General features: G+C 45.7%; 16 protein-coding genes and 2 tRNA genes. 8 read left to right on the top strand and 10 right to left on the bottom strand.

Going from position 1 to position 21,781, the window contains the following annotated elements:
- Window positions 1-34: 34 nt before the first annotated feature.
- The 3 genes from QUA47_RS03755 to ribBA all read right to left on the bottom strand — a co-directional run bounded on the left by QUA47_RS03755 (window position 35) and on the right by ribBA (window position 3,936).
- Window positions 35-1,444 carry a pentapeptide repeat-containing protein gene (locus tag QUA47_RS03755; protein WP_333429770.1) on the bottom strand — a complete coding sequence of 470 codons (1,410 nt, stop codon included), beginning with the start codon at window positions 1,442-1,444 and terminating at the stop codon, window positions 35-37.
- Between the two features lie 54 nt (window positions 1,445-1,498).
- Window positions 1,499-1,954, bottom strand: a complete 456-nt coding sequence (locus QUA47_RS03750) for an HAD domain-containing protein (protein WP_333429769.1) — start codon at window positions 1,952-1,954, stop codon at window positions 1,499-1,501.
- Window positions 1,955-2,220: 266 nt separating this feature from the next.
- Entirely contained in the window at window positions 2,221-3,936 is a 1,716-nt protein-coding gene (gene ribBA, locus QUA47_RS03745) for a bifunctional 3,4-dihydroxy-2-butanone-4-phosphate synthase/GTP cyclohydrolase II (RefSeq protein WP_333429768.1), read from the bottom strand.
- 165 nt (window positions 3,937-4,101) lie between these two features.
- On the opposite strand from ribBA, the gene QUA47_RS03740 reads away from it, so the two are divergent.
- The 5 genes from QUA47_RS03740 to QUA47_RS30925 all read left to right on the top strand — a co-directional run bounded on the left by QUA47_RS03740 (window position 4,102) and on the right by QUA47_RS30925 (window position 11,758).
- The gene (locus tag QUA47_RS03740) at window positions 4,102-4,344 is read left to right on the top strand and encodes a DNA methyltransferase (RefSeq protein ID WP_333429767.1); all 243 of its coding nucleotides are present in this window, start codon (window positions 4,102-4,104) and stop codon (window positions 4,342-4,344) included.
- A 27-nt stretch (window positions 4,345-4,371) separates the two neighbouring features.
- The gene (locus QUA47_RS03735; RefSeq protein WP_333429766.1) at window positions 4,372-4,569 is read left to right on the top strand and encodes a hypothetical protein; all 198 of its coding nucleotides are present in this window, start codon (window positions 4,372-4,374) and stop codon (window positions 4,567-4,569) included.
- Window positions 4,570-5,174: 605 nt separating this feature from the next.
- Window positions 5,175-9,149, top strand: coding sequence for an nSTAND1 domain-containing NTPase (locus tag QUA47_RS03730; RefSeq protein WP_333429765.1), 3,975 nt, complete (start codon window positions 5,175-5,177; stop codon window positions 9,147-9,149).
- An 89-nt stretch (window positions 9,150-9,238) separates the two neighbouring features.
- The gene (locus tag QUA47_RS03725) at window positions 9,239-11,353 is read left to right on the top strand and encodes a caspase family protein (RefSeq protein ID WP_333429764.1); all 2,115 of its coding nucleotides are present in this window, start codon (window positions 9,239-9,241) and stop codon (window positions 11,351-11,353) included.
- Window positions 11,354-11,602: 249 nt separating this feature from the next.
- The gene (locus QUA47_RS30925; protein ID WP_333372492.1) at window positions 11,603-11,758 is read left to right on the top strand and encodes a DUF4339 domain-containing protein; all 156 of its coding nucleotides are present in this window, start codon (window positions 11,603-11,605) and stop codon (window positions 11,756-11,758) included.
- Window positions 11,759-11,919: 161 nt separating this feature from the next.
- Here the strand turns inward: QUA47_RS30925 and QUA47_RS03720 are convergent, their stop codons facing one another.
- The 4 genes from QUA47_RS03720 to QUA47_RS03705 form a co-directional block, all read right to left on the bottom strand.
- Entirely contained in the window at window positions 11,920-12,513 is a 594-nt protein-coding gene (locus tag QUA47_RS03720; protein WP_333429763.1) for a hypothetical protein, read from the bottom strand.
- Window positions 12,476-13,063 carry a hypothetical protein gene (locus QUA47_RS03715; RefSeq protein WP_333429762.1) on the bottom strand — a complete coding sequence of 196 codons (588 nt, stop codon included), beginning with the start codon at window positions 13,061-13,063 and terminating at the stop codon, window positions 12,476-12,478. Before QUA47_RS03715 ends, QUA47_RS03720 begins: the two co-directional genes overlap by 38 nt.
- Before the next feature lie 161 nt (window positions 13,064-13,224).
- A tRNA-Phe gene (locus QUA47_RS03710) sits at window positions 13,225-13,327 on the bottom strand.
- 208 nt (window positions 13,328-13,535) lie between these two features.
- Window positions 13,536-14,204, bottom strand: coding sequence for a cadmium resistance transporter (locus QUA47_RS03705; RefSeq protein ID WP_333429761.1), 669 nt, complete (start codon window positions 14,202-14,204; stop codon window positions 13,536-13,538).
- Window positions 14,205-14,424: 220 nt separating this feature from the next.
- Here QUA47_RS03705 and QUA47_RS03700 point away from each other — a divergent pair, with 220 nt between their 5' ends.
- Entirely contained in the window at window positions 14,425-15,717 is a 1,293-nt protein-coding gene (locus QUA47_RS03700) for an aliphatic sulfonate ABC transporter substrate-binding protein (RefSeq protein WP_333429760.1), read from the top strand.
- Between the two features lie 195 nt (window positions 15,718-15,912).
- Here the strand turns inward: QUA47_RS03700 and QUA47_RS03695 are convergent.
- Window positions 15,913-15,985 (bottom strand) — tRNA-Phe (locus QUA47_RS03695).
- 132 nt (window positions 15,986-16,117) lie between these two features.
- Between QUA47_RS03695 and QUA47_RS03690 the strand changes: the two genes are divergently transcribed.
- Window positions 16,118-18,790, top strand: coding sequence for a phospholipid carrier-dependent glycosyltransferase (locus QUA47_RS03690; RefSeq protein WP_333429759.1), 2,673 nt, complete (start codon window positions 16,118-16,120; stop codon window positions 18,788-18,790).
- 89 nt (window positions 18,791-18,879) lie between these two features.
- Window positions 18,880-19,815, top strand: coding sequence for a cobalamin-binding protein (locus tag QUA47_RS03685; protein ID WP_333429758.1), 936 nt, complete (start codon window positions 18,880-18,882; stop codon window positions 19,813-19,815).
- Between the two features lie 138 nt (window positions 19,816-19,953).
- On the opposite strand, the gene QUA47_RS03680 is transcribed toward QUA47_RS03685, so the two are convergent.
- Both QUA47_RS03680 and QUA47_RS03675 read right to left on the bottom strand, forming a co-directional pair.
- Complete coding sequence (locus tag QUA47_RS03680; protein ID WP_190737461.1) at window positions 19,954-20,604, bottom strand: fasciclin domain-containing protein; 651 nt, start codon at window positions 20,602-20,604, stop codon at window positions 19,954-19,956.
- Window positions 20,605-20,769: 165 nt separating this feature from the next.
- The gene (locus QUA47_RS03675) at window positions 20,770-21,552 is read right to left on the bottom strand and encodes an MBL fold metallo-hydrolase (RefSeq protein WP_190737463.1); all 783 of its coding nucleotides are present in this window, start codon (window positions 21,550-21,552) and stop codon (window positions 20,770-20,772) included.
- Between the last annotated feature and the right edge of the window lie 229 nt (window positions 21,553-21,781).

Here is a 21,781-nt window from a genome sequence, read left to right as displayed (position 1 = left end):
GTCAACTAATTACCATTCCGATCCTAGTGGCAATTTAAAAAAAACTCGGACTCAGATCTATATCGGCCAAATCGGTTTCGCTCAAATAAGCATCGGTCAAAAATACCCCTTTTAAACTTGCGCCTTTGAGGTTAGTACCTTTCAGGTTAGCACCTCTGAGATTAACTCGGAATAAATGAGCATCGCTCAAGTCTGCCTCAGTTAAATCTGCTCCCTCCAAATTTACTCTCATCAAATCTGCTTTTCGGAGGTCAGCTTCGGTTAAGTTAGCGCCGCTGAGGTCAGCTTTTGTCAAGTCTACACCTCTCAAGTCTGCCCCGCTCAAGTTAGCGAACAGCAAAGTAGCTCCCGTGAAATCTGTCTCCCTCAAATCGGCATCGCTTAAATTAGCGCCGCTGAGGTCAGCCCTTGTTAAGTCTACACCCCGGAGGTCAGCAGAACTCAAGTTTACTTGGTGTAAAATTGCGCCGCTTAAATCGGCTCCTCTCAAATCTGTTTGCTCCAAGTTTGCACCTTTGAGGTAAGCTTTTTTTAAGCTAGCTCTGCTGAAGTCTACATTTTTGAGATTAACCGAACTTAAGTTAGAACCGCTCAAATTAGCTCCGCTTAAATCTGACCCGTTTAAGTCGGCTCCGGTTAAGTTTACCCCTTGCAGCGATACGTTGGGAGCAATTAAATAAGCTCCGCCCAGAGCGGGGTCAATGCCTTCTGAAAACAATGTTTTCTTGCTGTAAACAGCTTTCTCCAAAATCGTGCCGCTCAAACTAGCTTCCCTCAAGTCCGCTGCGCTGAGGTTGGCTCCTGCTAAGTTGGCCCGATCGAGTTTTGCGCCAAATAAAATAGCTTTGTATAAGTTTGTCCGCCGCAAATCGGCTCCTTTTAAATCGGCTTCGGTCAAATCTACCATAGCCAGATTTAAGCCAGGGAGCGAAGCATTGGGAGCTAGCAAAAATGCTCCCATTGCACCCGGATCAATATCCTCGGGAAAGATAGTCCGGTTGTTGTATACCGCCTTGTCTAAAATGGCCCCGCTCAACTGAGAACCGCGCAAATCGGCCCCACTGAGGTTGGCTCTGGTTAAGTTGGCTTCATGGAGATTTGCTCCAACTAAATTAGCTTTGATCAAACTTGCTTGTTTGAGGTTGGCGCCGGTGAATTCGGCTCCTACGAGATTAGCTTCTCGGAGGACAGCACCAGTCAAATCAGCTCTAGTGAGGTTAGCTAAATTAAGAAATGATTCAGCTAAATCCGCCCCGCTGAGATTAGCGCCGCTGAGGTCGGCTTCAATCAGGTCTGCATACCTGAGCATAGCGCCGCTGAGGTTAGTTTCTCGGAGATCGGTGCCTCTGAGGTTGGCTCCCCGGAGTTCCGCACCGCCGAGGTTGGTGCCTTTAAGTGCTTGTCCCCTGAGGTCGAGTCGGTGCAGAAAGTCACCAACGTTCATTTCCATGTCAAATTCACCCTCTCTATTCCGATACTTTTTTCCTAACCTTTGAAATCAAGTTAGATATTCTGAAAGTACCTTTGCTGAGTTCTGGTCAAAACCATTGTAATCATCAATAGCCACAACTGGCGCATCTGGCGGATAGTGTTCTGGAATATCGTCAATGGCTACCCAAGGTGAGTTTTCTGCTTGATTTTGTCGAAGATACTCAAGAACTTCCTGGTGTCGTAAATATTTGTGTTGGTGAATATTTTTGGGGTTTAGAAAAGGGGTGATTCCGATAATACGCATAGCGATATCTGGTGAAAATAATGGCGGGATTACCTCGAAGGGGAATATTTCACGCCAGGAAGATGAAATTACTACTCGCGCATTAGGATAGGAACGAAGGACATTTTTAAAGTGATTATGGCAACCTGAATTAAATTTCATTATATCTGTTGGCAAGCTCGCTCTTTCATTTCTTCTGTCAGGAATAAGTACACCATCAATGTCTAAAAAAATTAACATTAACTAAAAGTCCTAGTAAATAATTTAAGAACTATTAATACTGCTTAAGAAGATAAATGTGCATCGACGATTCTCTCTCAAGTATTCGCTACATCGACTTGTTAGACTGCCATCAACATTGTTATTAACTGTTTTTATTGGTGGCTGCTTTCTGACGAAAGGAAGATGCTGGTATCAACAAGTATTATTCTGAAATTCACAGTTTTTCTTGGCTTCTGCCTTCCCCCCCGCTGGGGTAGGGGGGGGTTGGCTTCTACCTTCTGCCTTCAGGCAACAGGAGCAAAACTGTAGATTTTTTGAGGTTCGAGCCGATCGCAAATTCCGGTTAATTCCGACAAAAGGAATGTCTCGCGATCGAGCTGGACTTGCAGGGTTTTGAGCGGATCTCCACCGGAGGAAACCATGAATTCTAATGTTTGCAAATTCGGCTGAGTGCTGATTTCGCCCAGAATTTTGCCGATCGCCCTGACGTAAGGATGGTTTGGATCTTTGTACCAATCGGGGGCTGCGAGTCCGGCTTGATCGAAGCCGAGGTGAACGATGAGAGAGCCTTCTCCGAAAAGGGCTATTCCCACCGGCCGCGCTTCTTCTTGTAGCAGCAAGTGCTGGCTAGCAGCCAAATGCCGCAACTTTTCGAGGTGTTCGTACCGATTTTGAATGGCAGAATCTTCCTCTTTTCCTTCTGCTTTCTGGCTTCTACCTTCTTCCTTCGTTTCGTCCCACTGAATAGCCACTGTTACTAAATAAGTTTGCAGTAGCATATGACCGAGTTTTTCGGCTTTTGTTGCCAGATAGATCGAGTTGTAATCTGTGGCTTCAATTAGTAAGGGGACGCGATCGGCTACTTCAATGCCGTAACCTTTCAAACCCGCAATTTTGCGCGGGTTGTTGGTAATCAACCGAATTTTTTTAACTCCCAAATCGTTGAGCATTTGTGCTCCGACGCCGTAGTTCCGCAAGTCGGCGGGAAATCCCAACCGTTCGTTGGCTTCTACCGTATCCAATCCCAAATCTTGCAGCGAGTAAGCTTTTAGTTTATTTACCAATCCAATACCCCGACCTTCTTGGCGCAAGTAAACGATGACGCCAGAACCGACATTTTCGATCATTTTCAGTGCCGCTTGCAGTTGCATCCGGCAGTCGCAGCGCAAGGAACCCAAAGCATCGCCGGTCAGGCATTCGGAATGCACCCGCACCATCACGGGTTTGTCTTTAAATTCTGCGGGGTCGCCCTTGACAATAGCAACGTGTTCTGAGTTGTCTTGGGTGTCGCGGTAGGCGTAAATCATAAACTCGCCGAATTGAGTGGGCAATTTGGCGACGGTTTCGCGGCGGACGAATCGATCGTGCTTGAGTCGGTAGCTAATTAAGTCGGCAATACTGATTATTTTGAGGTTGTGGAGTTTGGCGTACTCGATTAATTCCGGCAACCTCGCCATCGAACCGTCGGGGTTTTGAATTTCGCAGATCACGCCGCTGGGATACAGGCCGGCGAGTCTGGCGAGGTCAACGGAGGCCTCGGTGTGACCGGCGCGTTTGAGGACGCCACCGTCGATCGCCCGCAGGGGGAAAATGTGACCGGGACGGCGCAAGTCTTGAGGTTTGGTGTCCGGGTGGATGGCTACTTGGATGGTGCGGGCTCTGTCTTCGGCCGAGATACCGGTACTGACGCCGTTGACTGCATCGATGCTGACAGTGAAGGCAGTTTGGTTGTTGTCGGTATTTTTGCTGACCATGAGGGGCAGTTCCAGGCGATCGAGCCTTTCGCCACTCAAGGCTAGACAAATCAAACCCCGCGCGTTCACGGCCATAAAGTTGATGTTGTCGGGGGTGGCGAATTGGGCGGCACAAATCACGTCGCCTTCGTTTTCGCGATTTTCGTCATCGACTACTACCACCATGCGACCTGCTTTGAGGTCTGCGAGGGCGCTGTCGATCGAGTCAAATTGAAATAATTGTGTTGAGGAGTTGTTATTTGGCACTGAGGAGTTCAAGCTATAAAATGTTATGGAAATAGAATGTATTTGTGATTGTAACCTTTTGTTTCCGACAGGGCGATTCCGCAGTCCAGATGAGTTTGACAATATTTCTAAACTCACTTACTATAAATTTTACACTTTGTCAACAAAATATCTCCCCAATATTTCATGAGCTTGACTGATATCGCGAAGATTTTAGGTAAACCGTACTTTCAAGCTCCTAATTGCTTAATTTATAACATGGATTGCTTGGAAGCATTGAAGCTGCTGCCCGATCAATTTGTAGATTTAACCGTTACCAGCCCGCCTTATAACATCGGCAAAGAGTACGAAAAATCCTTGGTGTTAGATGAGTATTTAAACTGGTGCGAGCAGTGGATAGCAGAGGTTTACCGGGTAACGCTCGATTGAGGAGCGTTTGGGCTGAATTTAGGCTATTTGTCAATTCGCGATCGGGCAAAAGCAATTCCGATTTCCTACCTGCTTTGGGACAAAGTGCCTTTTTATCTGATTCAAGAAGTTGTCTGGAATTACGGCGCGGGAGTTGCGGGCAGCAAGTTCTTTTCACCCCGCAATGAAAAGTTTCTCTGGTATCTAAAAAATCAAGATAAGTATACATTTAATTTGGATGAATAGCTCTTCTGGATTTGTGGTGGAAACGGTAGTGTGAGCGTCTCGCTGACGCAGGATTTCCGGCCTGTACCACGGGAAGTTTTATTTTTATAATCACCTAAAACTCAGGATAGCCGTCTAGCCTGTTGAAAAATTCTCGGCGTTGCGGATTTACGGTATGAAAGGCTAAATATGCCAGTTATAGAAACCAGTATCCACAAGGAGACTGAGGTTGTGGCATTTCCATAAACGGAGGAGAGTGAGGTTGTGGCATTTCCATAAACGGAATTGTTACCTTCTGCTAGCGCTTCTAAATAATCCTTCCGGAGTTGCTGGTTACGGTATGAAAAGCTAAATATAGAACCCATTTGACATCTTTTCTTAAAAAATGAGGCACACAAACAAGCCGTCTTACATAAGTCAATAGCCACAAGACGAGAAATCATGAAGCGATGGTGGCAAAAAAGCTGAAAGCCATATCACACAAAGTTTACGTTTACAGCAATAGATGTTAAATGGGTGCTATAGAAATCATACAAACCAGTATCCACAAGGATTTTGAGTTTCTAACTTATTTTTTTCATACCCTGATTAAGCAACGCCAAATTCTCCTCTTATTCGTTTGTCTTATGAGTAACAGCCCCCGCGTCAAAACAATTCTGATTCTGGCAGCCAATCCCAAAAACACTGCTCCCTTGCGATTGGAGCGAGAAATCCGGGAAATTGACGAAGGATTACGACGGGCCAATAAACGAGAACTGTATAAATTAGAACAAAAATTGGCAGTGCGTTCCCGTGACTTTTACCGGGCTATCTTAGATTATCAACCGAATATTGTTCACTTTTGCGGACATGGTGCGGGAGAAGATGGAATAGTCCTAGAAGATGATACTGGAAAAATGGAGCTGGTGCAGACAAATGCCCTCGCCGATATGTTTAAACCGTTTGCCAAAAAAGGTGTAGATTGCGTAGTTCTCAATGCTTGTTATTCGGAAGTACAGGCGGAGGCAATTAGCCAATACGTTAATGATGTAGTTGGCATGAAGAGAGCCGTAGGAGATAGAGCAGCCGTTGCCTTTGCTGTAGCGTTTTATGATGCGATTGCGGCTGGGTGGGAGGTAGAAGAAGCATGCGAGTTAGGTCGTTCTCAGATGATGAGCTTTGGGGAAAACGAAATTCCTGTTCTCCACAAAAAAAAATTACCTAATTCGGCGATTGATGATATTGCAATTAATTTTGAAGAAGTTATTCCGCCTAACCCTTACCAAGGATTAGCTGCCTTTGGAGAAGAAGATGCAGACTTCTTTTTTGGGCAAGAAAAATTTGTGAATAATTTAGCGGAAGTAACGCACAAACAACCGTTGGTGGCGGTGGTTGGGCCAAGTGGCAGCGGTAAGTCTTCTGTGGTATTTGCGGGATTAATTCCCAAATTGCGAAAAGAGGGAAACTGGTTAATTGAAATTTTCCGTCCGGGGAAAGAACCGTTTTTGCCGTTAGCGTCTGCCTTGGTGCGGCAATTAGAACCAGAAGCAGGTGAAACTCAACAACTGCGGGAAGCGGTGGGATTAGCAGGCGATCTGCAGCAAGGTAGAATCACTTTGCAGCAAGCGGTATCTCGGATTTTAGAGCGCAACTCAGGTAAACGGTTGTTGTTGGTTGCAGACCAATTTGAGGAACTGTACACGCTTTGTCAGGTGAAGGAAGAACAGGAACGCTTTGTTAATGAGTTGCTAAGGGCGATCGCTCAAGAAAATATTACCTTAGTTTTGACGTTACGGGCTGACTTTTACGGTTATGTGCTTTCCTATCGTCCGTTGCGGGATGCCTTGCAAGAGTATACACCGCAATTACTCAGTTCCATGAAGCGGGAAGAATTACAGGCAGCAATTGAATCACCCGCTCAAAATTTGAAAGTACAGTTAGAACCGCGATTAACCCAACGCATTCTCGATGATGTGGGGCAAGAACCGGGGAATTTGCCATTATTAGAATTTGCCCTAACTCGCTTGTGGGAAAAGCAAATCAATCGAGAGTTAACTCACCAAGCTTATGAAGAAATTGGCGGGGTGAAAAAAGCCATTGCCAATCATGCCGAACAGGTTTATCAAAAATTGAGTGAAACACAGAAAAAGCAGGCACAGCGAATATTTGTGCAATTAGTGCGTCCGGGGGAAGGAACAGAGGATACTAGGCGCGTTGCTACCCGTGCGGAAGTGGGGGAAGATAACTGGAATTTGGTCAGTTATTTGGCGGGATATCCAGCGCGTTTGGTAGTGACGGGACGGCTTGAACCGGAAGATACGGTAGAGGTAGTGCATGAAGCGCTAATTCGAGAGTGGGGAACTTTGCGCGAGTGGATGAATACGAACCGTGAGTTTCGGACTTGGCAAGAACGGTTGAAGGTGGCCCTGCGGGAGTGGAAAAATAATAACTATGACGCTGGGGCTTTGTTGTGGGGCGCGTTATTGAGTGTGGCAGAAGAGTGGTTGCGTAAACGCGCAGATGAAATGACGCAGGAGGAGCAAGCTTTTATTCAGGTTAGCGTTAAAGAACGGGATAGAGAGAGACAGGAACGGGAACGCGGACGGCGACTAACGATTATCGGGCTAAGTGGCTTTTCGGCGATAACTTTGGGTTTAGCAGGGTTAGCTAGTTTTGGTTTGTGGCGTGCTGCTATTAATGAAATTAATTTTCTGGCTCAATATTCCGATGTGCTTACTGGGTCAAAAGCTGTCAAAACAATTTTAAAAGCGGTTGTGCAAATGCAACGTACACCCTGGGTAGATGCTGATACTCACAGCCAAGTAGAACTGTCATTATTAAATACAGTTTCCAATGTGGCAGCACCAAACACCTTGGGGGGACACGCGAACTCGGTTAATGCTGTCAGTTTCAGCCCCAATGGCAAGCTGCTGGCCACTGGCAGTTTTGACAACACCGTGAAACTGTGGGATACCTCCACTGGCAAAGAAATTAAAACCCTCACCGGACATACAAACTCGGTTAATGCTGTCAGTTTCAGCCCCAATGGCAAGCTGCTGGCCACTGGCAGTCGTGACAACACCGTGAAACTGTGGGATACCACCACCGGCAAGCAAATTAAAACCCTCACTGGGCATACAGACAGGGTTTGGGCTGTCAGTTTCAGCCCCAATGGCAAGCTGCTGGCCACTGGCAGTTTTGACAAAACCGTGAAACTGTGGGATACCACCACCGGCAAGCAAATTAAAACCCTCCCTGGGCATAAAAACCCGCTTTTAGCTGTCAGTTTCAGCCCCAATGGCAAGCTGCTGGCTACTGGCAGTTCTGACAAAACCGTGAAACTGTGGGATACCACTACCAGCAAGCCAATTAAAACTTTCGCTGGGCATACAGGCTGGGTTACGGCTGCCAGTTTCAGCCCCAATGGCAAGCTGCTGGCCACTGGCAGTGGTGACAACACGGTGAAACTGTGGGACACCACCACCGGCAAGCCAATTAAAACCCTCACTGGGCATACAGACTGGGTTTTAGCTGTCAGTTTCAGCCCCAATGGCAAGCTGCTGGCTACTGGCAGTTCTGACAAAACCGTGAAACTGTGGGACACCACCACCGGCAAGCAAATTAAAACCCTCACTGAGTATAAGTCGGTTTTAGCTGTCAGTTTCAGCCCCAATGGCAAGCTGCTGGCCACTGGCAGTGGTGACCACACCGTGCCACTGAGTGATTACAACACCGTAAAACTGTGGGATACCACCACCGGCAAGGAAATTAAAACCCTCACTGGGCATACAAACTGGGTTTTAGCTGTCAGTTTCAGCCCCAATGGCAAGCTGCTGGCCACTGGCAGTGCTGACAAAACCGTGAAACTGTGGGATACCACCACCGGCAAGCCAATTAAAACCCTGACTGGGCATACAGACTGGGTTAATGCTGTCAGTTTCAGTCCCAATGGTAAGCTGCTAGCCACTGGCAGTTCTGACAAAACCGTGAAACTGTGGGATACCACCACCGACAAGCAAATTAAAACCCTCACTGGGCATACAAACTTGGTTAGGGCTGTCAGTTTCAGCCCCGATGGCAAGCTGCTGGCCACTGGCAGTGATGACAACACCGTGAAACTGTGGGATACCACCACCGGCAAGCCAATTAAAACCCTCACTGGGCATACAGACTTGGTTAATGCTGTCAGTTTCAGCCCCAATGGTAAGCTGCTAGCCACTGGCAGTTCTGACAACACGGTGAAACTGTGGGATACCACCACCGGCAAGGAAATTAAAACCCTCACTGGGCATCCAAACCCGGTTAGTGCTGTCAGTTTCAGCCCCAATGGCAAGCTGCTGGCCACTGGCAGTGCTGACAACACCGTGAAACTGTGGGATACCACCACCGGCAAGGAAATTAAAACCCTCACTGGGTATCCAACCTGGGTTAATGCTGTCAGTTTCAGCCCCAATGGCAAGCTGCTGGCCACTGGCAGTGCTGACAACACCGTGAAACTGTGGCGGTTAGATTTTGATTATTTACTCAAGGAAGGATGCAATTTTATAGACAATTACCTCATACCTAATCCTAATGATGAAGAGGCCCTGGAAATTGACAGAAATTTATGCAAGAAGCTTTGATAGTTTTAGATAGAAAAGTGCATAAAAACCCCCACTTTACTCCTATATAAAAATAAAATCTTTCCTAAACCCCTTACCCAGCCTCTACCATGACAAACCAAACCCCCAACTTCTACGCCCTCCTCATCGGTATCGATTTTTATTTTCCCCATGAGTTACCCGATGGACGTTACAAAAACCTGCGGGGATGCGTCCAAGATATCAACCATATCGAAACCTATTTAAAAACTACTTTTAACCTCACCCCCGACCAAATTATTAAACTCACTGCAACTGCTTATGAAAATCCCAACCAACCCAAAGAACCCCCAGACATCTTACCCACTTATGAAAATATTGTTGCTAAATTAAAAGAAATAACAGCTAAAGCCCAACCGCAAGATCGAGTCTATATTCACTACTCTGGTCACGGCGGACGGGCGAAAACAATTTTTGAAAGCCTCAAGGGTTTTGGGGGTTTAGATGAAGCCTTAGTTCCGACAGATATCGGTCAACCCAATTCCCGCTATTTGCGCGATTTGGAATTTGCTAAATTGCTGGAAGAAATGGTGGAAAAAGAGTTGGTTGTCACCCTCGTACTCGATAGCTGTCATTCCGGTGGTGCAACGAGAGAAATGAGCGGAGATGACCGGATTCGCGGGGAAGGGTTTATTGATACCACTCCTCGACCTAGGGATAGTTTAGTCGCATCGCTTCAGGAATTAGCCCAAAATTGGCAAACTGCAACAGAAAATAGCCGCAATATTACGGTTGTCAATGGCTTGTTACCCGAACCGAAAGGTTATACCTTAATCGCTGCTTGCCGGGAGCATGAATTTGCTTATGAAAAGGTTTTTGAAGGGACGGAACGCAACGGTGCTTTGACTTATTTTTTATTAAAAGCTTTGCGGCAACACGGGACAGAAATTTCTGTAGAGGATGTGTTCGATAAAATTTCTAATCAAGTTCACAAGGAATTTGTACGACAAACACCCATGTTGATGGGAGAGACCGATCGCACTTTTTTTGGTGGTCAATCTGTTGGTGCTAGCCGTAAGGTGCCGGTGATGAAAGTAGATATTAATAAAAACCGAGTACAACTACAAATGGGTCAAGCTAGCGGTATTAAAAAAGGGGCAAAATTTGATATTTTTAAATTCAGAACTAGGGATTTTAAAGATAGTGAGAACCGCATCGCAACCGCTAAAGTAGTAGAATTGGGAGCATCGGACTGTTGGGCAGAAGTAACACAGCTATTTGGTTTCCGAACCATCAATAATAAATTAGCAGAAGGAATGCTCGAAATCGGTTCGCCTGCTGTCTATTTAGGGCCAGGATTAAAACAAATTCGCAAAGTTCGCCTTCTCTTACCTGACCCGTTACCACAATTTCCTGGTGTCCATAATGTAGCCTCACTTTCTCATAGTATCGAAACTCAAAAACAGGAAGTAGAAGGTCATCGCTGGATAGAATTTTGCTCTGAAACAGAAACAGATGAGAATGTAGATTATTTTGTTGCCCTCAATTCAGAAGGGGAATATGGGATTTTAGATGCAAATAAAGAACCCCTCAAAAATCTGATTTTTCCGATAAGAATTGATGAACCTGAAGCCACAGCAAGGCTAATTAATCGCTTAATCCATGTTGCCAGATATGAGACTATTTGGGAGCTGGATAATGAGGATGCTTTTGCTCCCTTAAATGGCAAACTTAAGGTTGAGTTAGTTAAATCAGTAAAACGAGAACAAATAGTTTTGAATGCTGATGGTAAGGTGCCGATTTTAGAAGAAGGTGAAGAGAATGTTACCCTAGTGATTCGCAATGACTCTCATTTAACATTAAATATCACCATGTTGGATCTTCAGGAGGATTTTAGTATAGTTAAAAGTTATCCCAAAAAAGCAGATTATGAATGTTTGGCTCCTGAAAAAGAGATAAACAGAAAACTCAACATATCATTACCAGAAAATTATCGGGAAGGGGTAGAAGTTATTAAGGTATTTGCGACGGTGGATGCAACAAATTTTCAATTGTTAGAGTTGCCGGCTTTAGACCAACCTCGACCAGGAGTTGGGGATAAAAAACCGACCAATGCTTTAGAACAGTTATTAACAGCGGTTGTGGATGAAGAAAATCCTAAGCGGAAGATTACGGTTGTGACTGATGCGAGTGAGGAATGGACGACGGAAAAGTTGGAAGTGGTGGTGAAAAAGAGTCGGGTTTGATGTAGAGAATTTTTTAAGAATGCTGCCAAAGCCTATATCCATCTGTTGTCATTTGTGTTTTTCTGCGGTTGTAAGTCAAAAACTTGTTATTCCTGGAAAATATTAGCCTCATCCTAATCTTAATCCTTTTTCAACATAAAAAGTTAAACAGGACTTACGCAACTGGCACTCAATCAAAGCCACAACTGGAATGAATCGGATGAAGCCTGTGAGACGACCCAGCCAACTCCTGAAGTTGCTCAATGGTACGTGTTTCGCAGCGGTGAAGCCAAAGGGCCCTATACCAAATTGCAATTATGGGAGGTTCAGGAAATCACAGCCCGAACCAAAGTGCGGCGCGGGGAAGCCGAGTGGCAGCGCGCCGGTGAAATTCCAGAACTAGCGTCGTATCTCACTCAAAAATAAGGCGCTATCCCGAAAAAACTATTCTCGGCGGGGCTGAACCCTTCTACACAGCTTCAAATATTCAGGTCGAACAGATGTCACCAATCTCGTTAGCTAAACTTTCAGGCAAATCGAGTTCGATAAATGACTGCATTGCCCGCCTGGGGGGGTGACAAAGAGGTCTACGAGATAGACTGTATAAGGGTTGCTGCCCGCATACCTTGTTGATAAAAGCGGCGTTTAGAAGGAGTTAACTTCATTAACTGTTCTACCTCGTCAGAATATTGTTCGAGATAATTAACCCACTTTTTTCCATCTAAACCAACACCAAATGTACTCCGTCTTCGATATCTTTTTTTAGGTTCTTTGCGGCGAGATACATATTTTTGTACCTGCTTTTTCCTCATTTCAGTGCCTTGAAATATTCCCGAACTGTAGGCGAGCGTCATGAGCAAAATCATGTTAATAAGTCGGTCTCCTTTTAAGCTAGTTCCTTCAATATCGTAGCCTCCTGTTTTACAATCTCGAAACATTTCTTCAATGCCCATCCGTTGCTTGTAAGCATCGATAGCTGCCGGCAATGACCCTAAATCTGTGAGTATAAACCACGCTTCATCAACCTTCCATGCCCCGTAGTTTCTTTTCCACTTACAAGCAACATCAAATCCAGTAGCAGGCTGAGTTTTTCTCACTCTTTTACCTTGAAAATATAAAGAGGTTCCTGGTACTATTCCTAATTCATCTAGCCGTTGCCAAACTAAATGTTCCGTTTCCATACAATGATTTTTTTTTCAGTCTTAAACAAAAAAATACACCCTTTTCCCTCAGCCAGTTTCCCAAATCGACAGAACAAAATTCACGGTCTCCTAAAACGATGACTTTATATTCTGAAAATAATGGTAAGACTTGCTGTAAATTGGTAGTTTGTGACTCAAAGTTACTGTTTCCCAATTTGGGCAACAGTGACCAGTATAATGGAATTGCTCTTCGCTCCCAGATCAGGCTAACCATAAAGAGATTAATGCGCCCCCATTGACTGCGGTCGATTGCAATGGATAAACGAGTACCAACACGGCAATAAGTAATCAACCAATAAGTAATTAATGGGAACCAAATTAGTGAGATAGTTAAGTTCGGCAAATCGAGAAACCTTTGTAGTTTTCTACGCCGACTTTCTGTTGTAATTGGATAGGGAAATACCCGGGAGAGCCGTTCTAATCTCACTTGTTTTTCTGATTGTATCAAGGAGAGCAAGATTGTGAGTAAAATAAACTGAGCATGTGTCAGTTGTTTTTTTAAGTGGGTCTGATAGAATGTTGGTAACATTATTTTTGGGGATAGGCTAGCTTGTAACAATTCGGCTGCCTATCTTTTTTTAGCATAAGTTGGCTAAATCTTTACTCCCTCAGGGTTTCAGGCGGGTTGTCACCCCCCCAGTTGCCCGCATTTTTCCTAAAAAAAAACCTCAACTTTGTGAGGGCTTTGCGATGCCAGGAACGAGAGTTGAACTCGTAACACGTGGATTTTCAGTCCACTGCTCCCGATCGATTGCTTGAATAGTAACTGCGAAGTCACAACAGCAATCCGGCAATAAATTGAAGCCACCTCGCTACTTCCTCCAAAGGAACTGCCAGATATGGAATGGCAAGGATATTAAATTGATAGACCAGTAATTGGGGATTTACGGCATCGCTTTTTTTTGTATAATTTTATAATGTTAAAGCCTTTTTTCTTGCTTTATTGGAGGAAATGGTACTGTTGTCATGAATTTTTTCGATGTTTCGCTCGCATGAGTCTGTCAAGCGTTCGGTAGAAAAAGACGATATGATTCGCTGTCTATCAGAATTCTGAAACCCAGCCACATCAGCACAAAAGGGAAAATCTTGCTAGCATAACGGCTGAGGATCAAAGCAATACCAGGTAGATGCGTCAGAGTATAGGACATAAACAGCCAGCAGCAAATAAAAAAATAGCAAATCGGTACGATCACAGCCAGATTTTGAATGCTGCTACTAGCAAATAGGGGAATATAGATGCCAAGATTGTTACCACCGTTAGAAATCGTGACTGCGGAAACACGATAAGTCTGCGGATCGCGAATTATGTCCCAGAGCGATCGCTGCCGAGAATCAAATCCGCGAAATTTAGAGTTTCTTTTCAGATTATCTGACTTATCTTCGGCTGAATCATCCTTGTTAAGGTTGAGTAAATTATTCAAGCCAATCAGTATCGGCAGAATCCCCAGTAGCCCCGTCCAAGTTGAGGGAATTGCTAGCCCCAGCAAGAAACCAACTAAACTTATCATCACCAATACCGTGAACCCTAGAAGCTCACCAACCACAATATGTTGAGGACGAAAAGTACGATTAACCTCACTGAAGAAGGCCGTCAGATAAATGTTGTCGTCAAAAGTTGTTGCGACAGCAACAGCCAGTCCGATCTTAATTGTTGCAATTAACCAATCCATTACCATCTCTCACTCAATACCTATCCGATCGCCGAAACTACCGATTTCTCAATCGTTGTGGCAAACCACCACAATCTCGATATGATAATGTGAGTATCGCATATTGGGTGTAACGAGCAAGCAAATTGGGTAGTTTATCCGTATCAAGCGGTGCTTTGACTCGATCCCCCATCTTCAGCTCATCCAGCGTCCATCACCTGTGTTTATCAAAGGAGTCATTATGATTAGCCGTTTGATTGACCTTCTGCCTAGAGGCGCAGGTCAACATATCTTACGGTCGCTCAGTTCGTCGGCCACTCGTAGATCCGCAGCCTATCGGTTTGCAGGTCTGTTTTGTATCGGCCTGGTCTCGGTTTTAGCTTTGAGTCTGCTGGCTTTTGACAGTCATGCTGTTGCCGCTTCTGCCTCTGGCAATGTACACTCCCCTCTAGTCAGTCAGGTAAATCAGGTCAAATTGCCTAAAGAATCAACAATCCGGTTACTGGAAACGGTGGGACTGTTTGTGGGGGGCATACTTTTTTGTGTATTTTTGGATCGCTGGTTTTCTAACCGTTCTGCTCATTCGGGCAACACACCCTTAGCTGAGCAAGCGCGGCGGCTCAAGCAACTCAAAATCGGTTATCCAGAGGGTATGACAAATCTGGAAGTCCTGCGTGCTAAAGGTTGGCTCGAAAGCCGTTTGCGACCATTTGGGCTGAGTGTGACTTGGACAAGCTTCTTATCAGCTTCTGCTCTGATAGAAGCATTAAGCAATGGGACGATCGATTTCTGCGGCGGCGGTGGTACGGCCAGCATCTTCTCGCAAGCAGCGGATCATGTATTTGTGCGGGTGGCTAAAGAAAAATATACCGCTCCTAAAGGTCAAGCGATTCTGGTACCAGAAGACTCTCCGATTCAGACGCTGGCCGACCTGAAGGGTAAGAAGATTGTTTTTGACAAAGGCTCAAGCGCCCATTACATACTTGTGCGAGCACTGGCAAAAGTGGGATTAGAGTTTAGTGACATTGAGCCAATTTATCTGACCCAGCCACAGGCGCTACCCCTATTCCGCGCGGGTGAGGTCGATGCTTGGGTGATTTGGGTTCCCTACACGACAACTCAAGCCCGAAGTGCTTATCCAGGGCGATCGATTGCAGACTTAGAGAGCATCTTTGGTGACAAAGCCTCTTTAGAAGTTCCGACCTATTACTATGCAATTCCAGAGTTGGTACGCGACTATCCCGACTTGCTCAAGGTGATTTTAGAAGAGGTAAATGAAGCGGGAGCTTGGGCTAAGAAACAGGAGTTAGAAGCTGCTGTGCGATTGGCAGAGCACCATGAAATAGATCCATCCATTGTAGAAATTTTACAGCAACGTAGTGCCGAACGCGCTATTATCCCGATCGACGACCAATCGCTCACGGCCCTACAGCACCAGGCAAATATGTTTAAAGATTTAGATCTGATTCCTGAGCGGGTGAATGTGAAAGATGGAACCTATAGCTTGCAGACCAAGCAAAACTGGACTTATTAATCTGACAATTATACTCGAGTGTAATTTTTGTCTGATATGACCTATGTTTTTTTTAGCACAAGTCGGTCAAATATTAGCTCTCCCTGGATTTCCGGCGGGGTTGTCACTCCGCCATCGGCCAACCTACATCTTGATTAGCTGCATTGCCCGCATTTTTCCTAAAAAAAAGCCCTCAACTTTGTGAGGGCTTTGCGATGCCAGGAACGAGACTTGAACTCGTGACACGTGGATTTTCAGTCCACTGCTCTACCAACTGAGCTATCCCGGCTTGTTTTTTCGCGCTTTACTATCTTAGCAGACACATACAAAATTTAGCAAGCACTTTTTCAAATTAATTTTCGATCGCCCGGAACCGCCCGCCTGTAAGCTAAAAGCTGCAACCTAAAATCCAAAAATCGCAATGGCACAGCAACATCGGGACAGCGAGGGCAAGAGTCTGCTTGTCTTGGGCATAATTTGGCTGCTGGGGGCAATTAGCGATCGTCTCTGGTTTGCCCTCGATCGATCTGTCCCGGCCTGGGATCAAGCCGACTACCTGACTAACACCCTGAAATACTTGCAGGCGTTGCAGCATCCTCAGTGGTTTTCCGGGGAGTGGTGGACAAACTTCTGGCTGCTTTCGACGAAAATTCCGCCCTTGGCATACATCTTAACCGTTCCGTTTCTTCAGGTGTTCGGTACTGGGGGCGATCGGGCAACCCTCGTTCATCTATTATTTAGTGCAATTCTCCTCGCCTCAGTCTACAGTCTGGGCGTCCAATTATTTAACCGACAAGTCGGTTTGTGGGCCGCTGCTATTTGCGTTTTGTTACCGGGACTTTATCGGTTCCGCTTGCAATTTTTGCTCGACTATCCCCTCACTGCTGCGATTACTTTTGCTTTCTATTGTCTGACTATGTGGAAGGCTTCTGAAGGAAGAAGGAAGAAGGAAGAAGGAAGTTCGGCTACGGATTTAACGGATGTAACCGATAGAAGTCAGTTGGAGGAACCAACAAAGAAAAAGTATAAATTCTCTCCCTCGCCCACTCCCTCACTCTCCGCGTCGTCTTTCTTTTGGGCGATCGCCTTTGGAATTTCTCTCGGTTTATCAATATTAGTTAAACACACTACCGTATTATTTCTATTTACCCCGATTGTGTGGTTGGCTGTGGGTGCTGTGCGGCAAAAAGCTTGGGGGAGATTAGGTCAATTAACTGGTGCTCTGTTGCTGTCGGTGGCGGTGTTTGGCCCGTGGGCGAAAACCAATTGGCTGTTAATTTTGACCGGGGGAAAACGGGCAACGCTGGATTCTGCGATCGCCGAAGGAGATCCGGCCCTCAATACGATCGACGCTTGGATTTACTACGGTCAACACTTACCCGAACACGTTTCTTGGCCTCTGTTACTTGTTCCCTTAGTCGGATTGATACTTTATTGGCGTCGTCGGCAAAATAGTTCCTCAATATTGCATCTCAACTCCTGTCGCTGGCTGGCTGTTTTCTGGGGAGGAGCTTATTTAATTAATTCTCTAAATATCAACAAAGACGACAGATATGTGATACCTTATTTGCCAGTTTTATCTATTTTCTTAGCCTACTGTTTAACGCTGTGGCCTTCTCGGCGGGGACGACAAATTCGCTGGGGTACAATTGGCTTGGCAATTCTGGCGATGCTGTTCCATATGTGGCCGCTGGGAGGTGCTTTTGGACATAGCTTAGTTCAAATTATCAGTCCCGGAAATTCTAACTATCCTTATTTGGGGAAAGAGTGGCCCCACCGAGAGGTAATTGCCGAAATAATTGATAGGGAACCTTATTTGCAATCTACTTTAGGCGTGTTGCCTTCGACACCGGAAATTAACCAGCATAATTTGAATTTTTACGGTGCCTTGGCTAATTTTCAGGTTTACGGGCGGCAGGTGGGAACGAATTTAAAAGAAGTCCCGCAAGATGTGCGATCGCTCTCTTGGTTCGTAACTAAAAGCGGCCCGCAAGGTTCGATTCGCGAACGTATTAAACAAGCTCAAAATGCAGCCGTAACTGCAATTGAAAAAGGTGATCACTTTCAGTTAGAAAAAACTTGGATTTTGCCAGATTATACTAATTTAAATCTTTATCGGAAGCGAGTGCAGCCTGTCGAAATACAGCCGTTGAATGAAGCGCGATCGCAAGTACAATTAGATCGAGTTACTGTCGGGGGAAAAGCAGTTCCCGGAGTCGCGCTGCCGGTTACTTATACTTGGTCTGGGCCTTGGCAGCAGTTGCAGTCTGGTTTAGTGTTGGTAACGTGGCAAAATCAGCAGTCTGGCGATATTCCACCGGGACAGACTTTCAGGATTTTACACGATCGCGCGATCGGCCAGGCGACTTTGCATCCGGGGATGCTGGAAGCGGATAAATTTGCTGTGGGGTTTCGAGTTGTCGATCGCACGGCGATGCTTCCTCCTGCTAATATTGCACCGGGAACTTACAATCTGCAAGCTACTTATCTAAATCGGAAAACCGGGGAAACTTATCCGATTAATGTGCCGGCCGTGAGTGTTAAGATCGAGGCAGAGCCTCTGGATATGCGTTCTCAGGCAGAGCCTGGAAACGAGGATAGTACAGATAAGCCTGAGTTAGATTTGGTGACTCAATTGCGGGCGATGGCGGTTAATTTACCCAAAGGATTGCCCGGTTTAGAACCCGTGTTCGAGCAGATTGGGCGCATCAATCAGTACGATCCAATTCAAGATTATACCGTGCAAGCGGAACAAGCGTTAGAATATCGGTTGCAGCAGGAACCAAATAATCTAGAATTGGCTTATGCTTTGGCATTTTCTCGGGTATTGCAGCAGAATGTCAAAAGTGCGATCGTCGCCTTAGAAAAAGTCACTCAACTCGACTCAAAAAACCCTTACGCTTACGCCTATCTCGCTTTCGTACACCTGTACGGCTGGCATCCCAAAGCCGCTCAAACAGCCTTAAAACCTGCTCTAGCTCTCAACTCCAACCTACCGGAAATTAGAGTTTTAAACGGTGTAGCGGCTCTAATGCAAGGTAATCTCATTCAAGCATGGCAAGATTTGCAATTCTTAAAAAAGTTGAAAGTTTAACAATCCCTTTTATTGTGGCACGGGCGTCCCGCCTGTGCTTATAAATCTGTAACGCCTGTGCTTCTAAATCTGTAAAAAACAGAAAATCAATGAACCAACTCAGAATTGTTTCTCTAATTCCCAGTGCCACCGAAATTGTAGCAGTTTTAGGATTAACCGATGCCATTGTGGGCCGTTCCCACGAATGCGATTATCCCCCAGAAATCCAAAATTTACCTATTTGCACTCAGCCTAAATTCAATCCCGAAGGAACTAGCAGCGAAATTCACAACCGCGTGACAGAATTGTTGCAAAATGCGCTGAGTGTCTATAAAGTAGAAATAGATACTTTGGAAAAATTGCAGCCGACTCACATTATTACTCAAGCTCAATGTGAAGTCTGCGCTTGTTCTCTAACAGAGGTTGAACAAGCAGTAAGCACGCTGGTAAATAGCAAGCCGGAAATTATTTCTTTGCAGCCTAATTTGCTAGCAGAAATCTGGACGGATATTCAGCGAGTTGCTGATGCTTTGGGCGTAGATGGCAAAAGTGCGATCGACCTTTTGCAATCCCGCATCGATGCTATTACCTCGAAAACACAAGCCTCATCTATTCTTACCACAAAAGAGAGACTTCCCAAAGTAGCTTGCATCGAATGGATTGAGCCTTTGATGGCTGCGGGTAACTGGATTCCCGAATTAGTGGCAATGGCGGGAGGCAATTCGCTATTTGGAATTGTCGGGGAACATTCCCCTTGGTTAAAATGGGAATCGCTAGTAGAAGCTAATCCCGATGTAATTATTTTCATGCCTTGCGGCTTTGATTTAAACCGCACTCGCAGCGAAGCAATGCAGATAACTAAATACGCAGAATGGGCTAATTTGCAAGCAGTAAAAACCGGAAAAGTTTACATAACTGACGGCAATTCTTACTTTAATCGACCGGGGCCGAGATTGGTTGATTCGTTAGAAATTTTAGCAGAAATTCTCCATCCCGAAATCTTCGATTTTGGCTATCGGGGTAAGGGTTGGCAGCCATTTTTGTAAGTACCCGCAGCTAGCTAAAGCTTTATCTGTATTAATTCTGAATTGTCTGCCATACAAATAAGGACACAACAATGTTGTGTCCTTACTTCGCCTTCATTTAACCAAATCTGACATCAATTGATGCAAAAACGGCTATTTTTACATCCCATCGGGCGGCATCAAAACCTTGTCAATTACGTGAATCACGCCGTTGCTAGCTTTGATATCAGCTTTCACAACATTAGCGCCGCTGACAGTAACTTTGCCTGCGCTAACTGCCACATTCAGCGAGGAGCCTTCCACACTTTTAACATCGCCGGATTTCAGGCTAGTAGATAAAACCGCACCCGGAACAACGTGGTAAGTTAAAATCTTAGTAAGTTTGGCTTTGTTGGCCGGTTTGAGCAAATCCTCCACAGTTGCTTTTGGCAAAGCAGCAAATGCCGCGTCTGTCGGAGCAAAAACAGTGAAAGGGCCTTTTCCTTGTAAAGTTGTAACCAAACCTGCCGAGCCCAAAGCCTTTGTCAGCGTCTTGAATTGAGCGTCGCCAGATGCAATAGCAACAATATCCTTAGCAGCGCCAGTTGGTGCCTGTGTAGTGCCAGTTGGTGCCTGTGTAGCGCCAGTTGGTGCCGGTGAAGCAGCGGTTTTCACTTTTCCTGCAACTTGTGAAGTTTGAGTTGCATTAGCAACATTGGTGTTGGAGGTGATGTGAGCCCAAGCCGGGAAACCAATCAACGCGCTAGCGCCGATTATTCCTGCGAAACCTGTCAGTTGTTTCATCCAGCTAGGTAAATTTTGATTTTTCATTGCGCTTGCATTTCCTTAGGAGATAAAACAGTGAAGATGAATTGTTATGTTAGCCACATCTCGACAAAAAGCAAGGTTGCCAGAGGCTAAGGTAGAGAGAAAATTCTCTTGCATCCCCGATCGAACAAAACTTCCTTACTATAACGCAAGCTGAGAAATCGGGCATCAACCGCTAAATCGGTAACTCAAAACCTCAATCACCGAACCAGTTTGGGGTAAGTCAGCAGATTTGATCGAAATCGTGTCATTATTCAATCGGCGCACCGGCGTACCATCCATCAGGGCCAAGAATTCATCTAGCGGCACTAAATCGCACGCAGCAGCATCGGCGGCTTGGGTTTTGAAATGTGTCGGAATCACCATCTTCGGTTTGAGAAGTTGCAAAGTTTGCTTCGCTTCCGCCGGAGTGTAAGCTTTCGCCCCGCCGCCCACGGGAATCAGCACTACATCGGGCCGCCCGATCAAGATTTGCTCTTCAATGCCGATCGGGCCAGCAACTCCGCCCAAGTGTAAAATCTTAACGCCCGCTTGCTGCCACAGCCAAGCCACATTGACCCCAAATCGCCTTCCTCCCTCACGGTCTTTTTCCGTCCGAATCCCTTGAATCCGCAGCCCGTTAGACCTGTAAGCCCCTGGTTCGTACAAAAGGCCGGGATTGCCGGCAAATCCGTCGATCGCCCCTTCATCGAGCAACCGACTGCTAATCAGAATCAAATCTGTTGGCACTTTAGGAGAGCGATAGCCTGCGGTACAGCCCAGGGGGCGAAAAGGATTCACCAGCACCCTCGCACCGCCTCCGGAGAACAAGAAGCAAGTGTGGCCCAACCACTGAACCGACAAAGAATCAGCAGTTTGAGCTTGATAGCTTTCCCATCCAGATGGCAAACCAGTGAAGAAAGCTGCTAGCAAACCCGTCTGTGCGTAACGTATTAATTGTCGCCGTTTCATCTTGTGGTTGCGGTTATCGGGTGTTGGTCGTTTGTTGTTATACCACAAAACACCGTCAGTCGATTTTAGATTTTAGATTTTAGATTTTAGATTTACTCCACAGATGAATCTGGGATATGGAACTTTCGTCTAAAATTTGGGGTTCACCGCGACGATTTTCGGGGGCTTGTGTCCTTTTGTGGGCCGTTGAGATGCGAAAATGTGCACCCTAGTTTTACCGTAAAGTTCG

Source organism: Microcoleus sp. MON2_D5 (assembly GCF_036701905.1).
GTDB lineage: Bacteria > Cyanobacteriota > Cyanobacteriia > Cyanobacteriales > Microcoleaceae > Microcoleus.
This window is presented reverse-complemented; position numbering and strand designations above follow the sequence as displayed.

What these genes read in the sequence shown, in the direction of transcription:
- QUA47_RS03685 (WP_333429758.1), top strand. Translation starts at nt 18,880, where the DNA reads ATGAACCAACTCAGAATTGTTTCTCTAATTCCCAGTGCCACCGAAATT.
- QUA47_RS03720 (WP_333429763.1), bottom strand. Translation starts at nt 12,513, where the DNA reads ATGGAAACGGAACATTTAGTTTGGCAACGGCTAGATGAATTAGGAATA.
- QUA47_RS03675 (WP_190737463.1), bottom strand. Translation starts at nt 21,552, where the DNA reads ATGAAACGGCGACAATTAATACGTTACGCACAGACGGGTTTGCTAGCA.
- QUA47_RS03730 (WP_333429765.1), top strand. Translation starts at nt 5,175, where the DNA reads ATGAGTAACAGCCCCCGCGTCAAAACAATTCTGATTCTGGCAGCCAAT.
- QUA47_RS03755 (WP_333429770.1), bottom strand. Translation starts at nt 1,444, where the DNA reads ATGAACGTTGGTGACTTTCTGCACCGACTCGACCTCAGGGGACAAGCA.
- QUA47_RS03740 (WP_333429767.1), top strand. Translation starts at nt 4,102, where the DNA reads ATGAGCTTGACTGATATCGCGAAGATTTTAGGTAAACCGTACTTTCAA.
- QUA47_RS03680 (WP_190737461.1), bottom strand. Translation starts at nt 20,604, where the DNA reads ATGAAAAATCAAAATTTACCTAGCTGGATGAAACAACTGACAGGTTTC.
- QUA47_RS03700 (WP_333429760.1), top strand. Translation starts at nt 14,425, where the DNA reads ATGATTAGCCGTTTGATTGACCTTCTGCCTAGAGGCGCAGGTCAACAT.
- QUA47_RS03690 (WP_333429759.1), top strand. Translation starts at nt 16,118, where the DNA reads ATGGCACAGCAACATCGGGACAGCGAGGGCAAGAGTCTGCTTGTCTTG.
- QUA47_RS03715 (WP_333429762.1), bottom strand. Translation starts at nt 13,063, where the DNA reads ATGTTACCAACATTCTATCAGACCCACTTAAAAAAACAACTGACACAT.
- QUA47_RS03705 (WP_333429761.1), bottom strand. Translation starts at nt 14,204, where the DNA reads ATGGATTGGTTAATTGCAACAATTAAGATCGGACTGGCTGTTGCTGTC.
- QUA47_RS03750 (WP_333429769.1), bottom strand. Translation starts at nt 1,954, where the DNA reads ATGTTAATTTTTTTAGACATTGATGGTGTACTTATTCCTGACAGAAGA.
- QUA47_RS03725 (WP_333429764.1), top strand. Translation starts at nt 9,239, where the DNA reads ATGACAAACCAAACCCCCAACTTCTACGCCCTCCTCATCGGTATCGAT.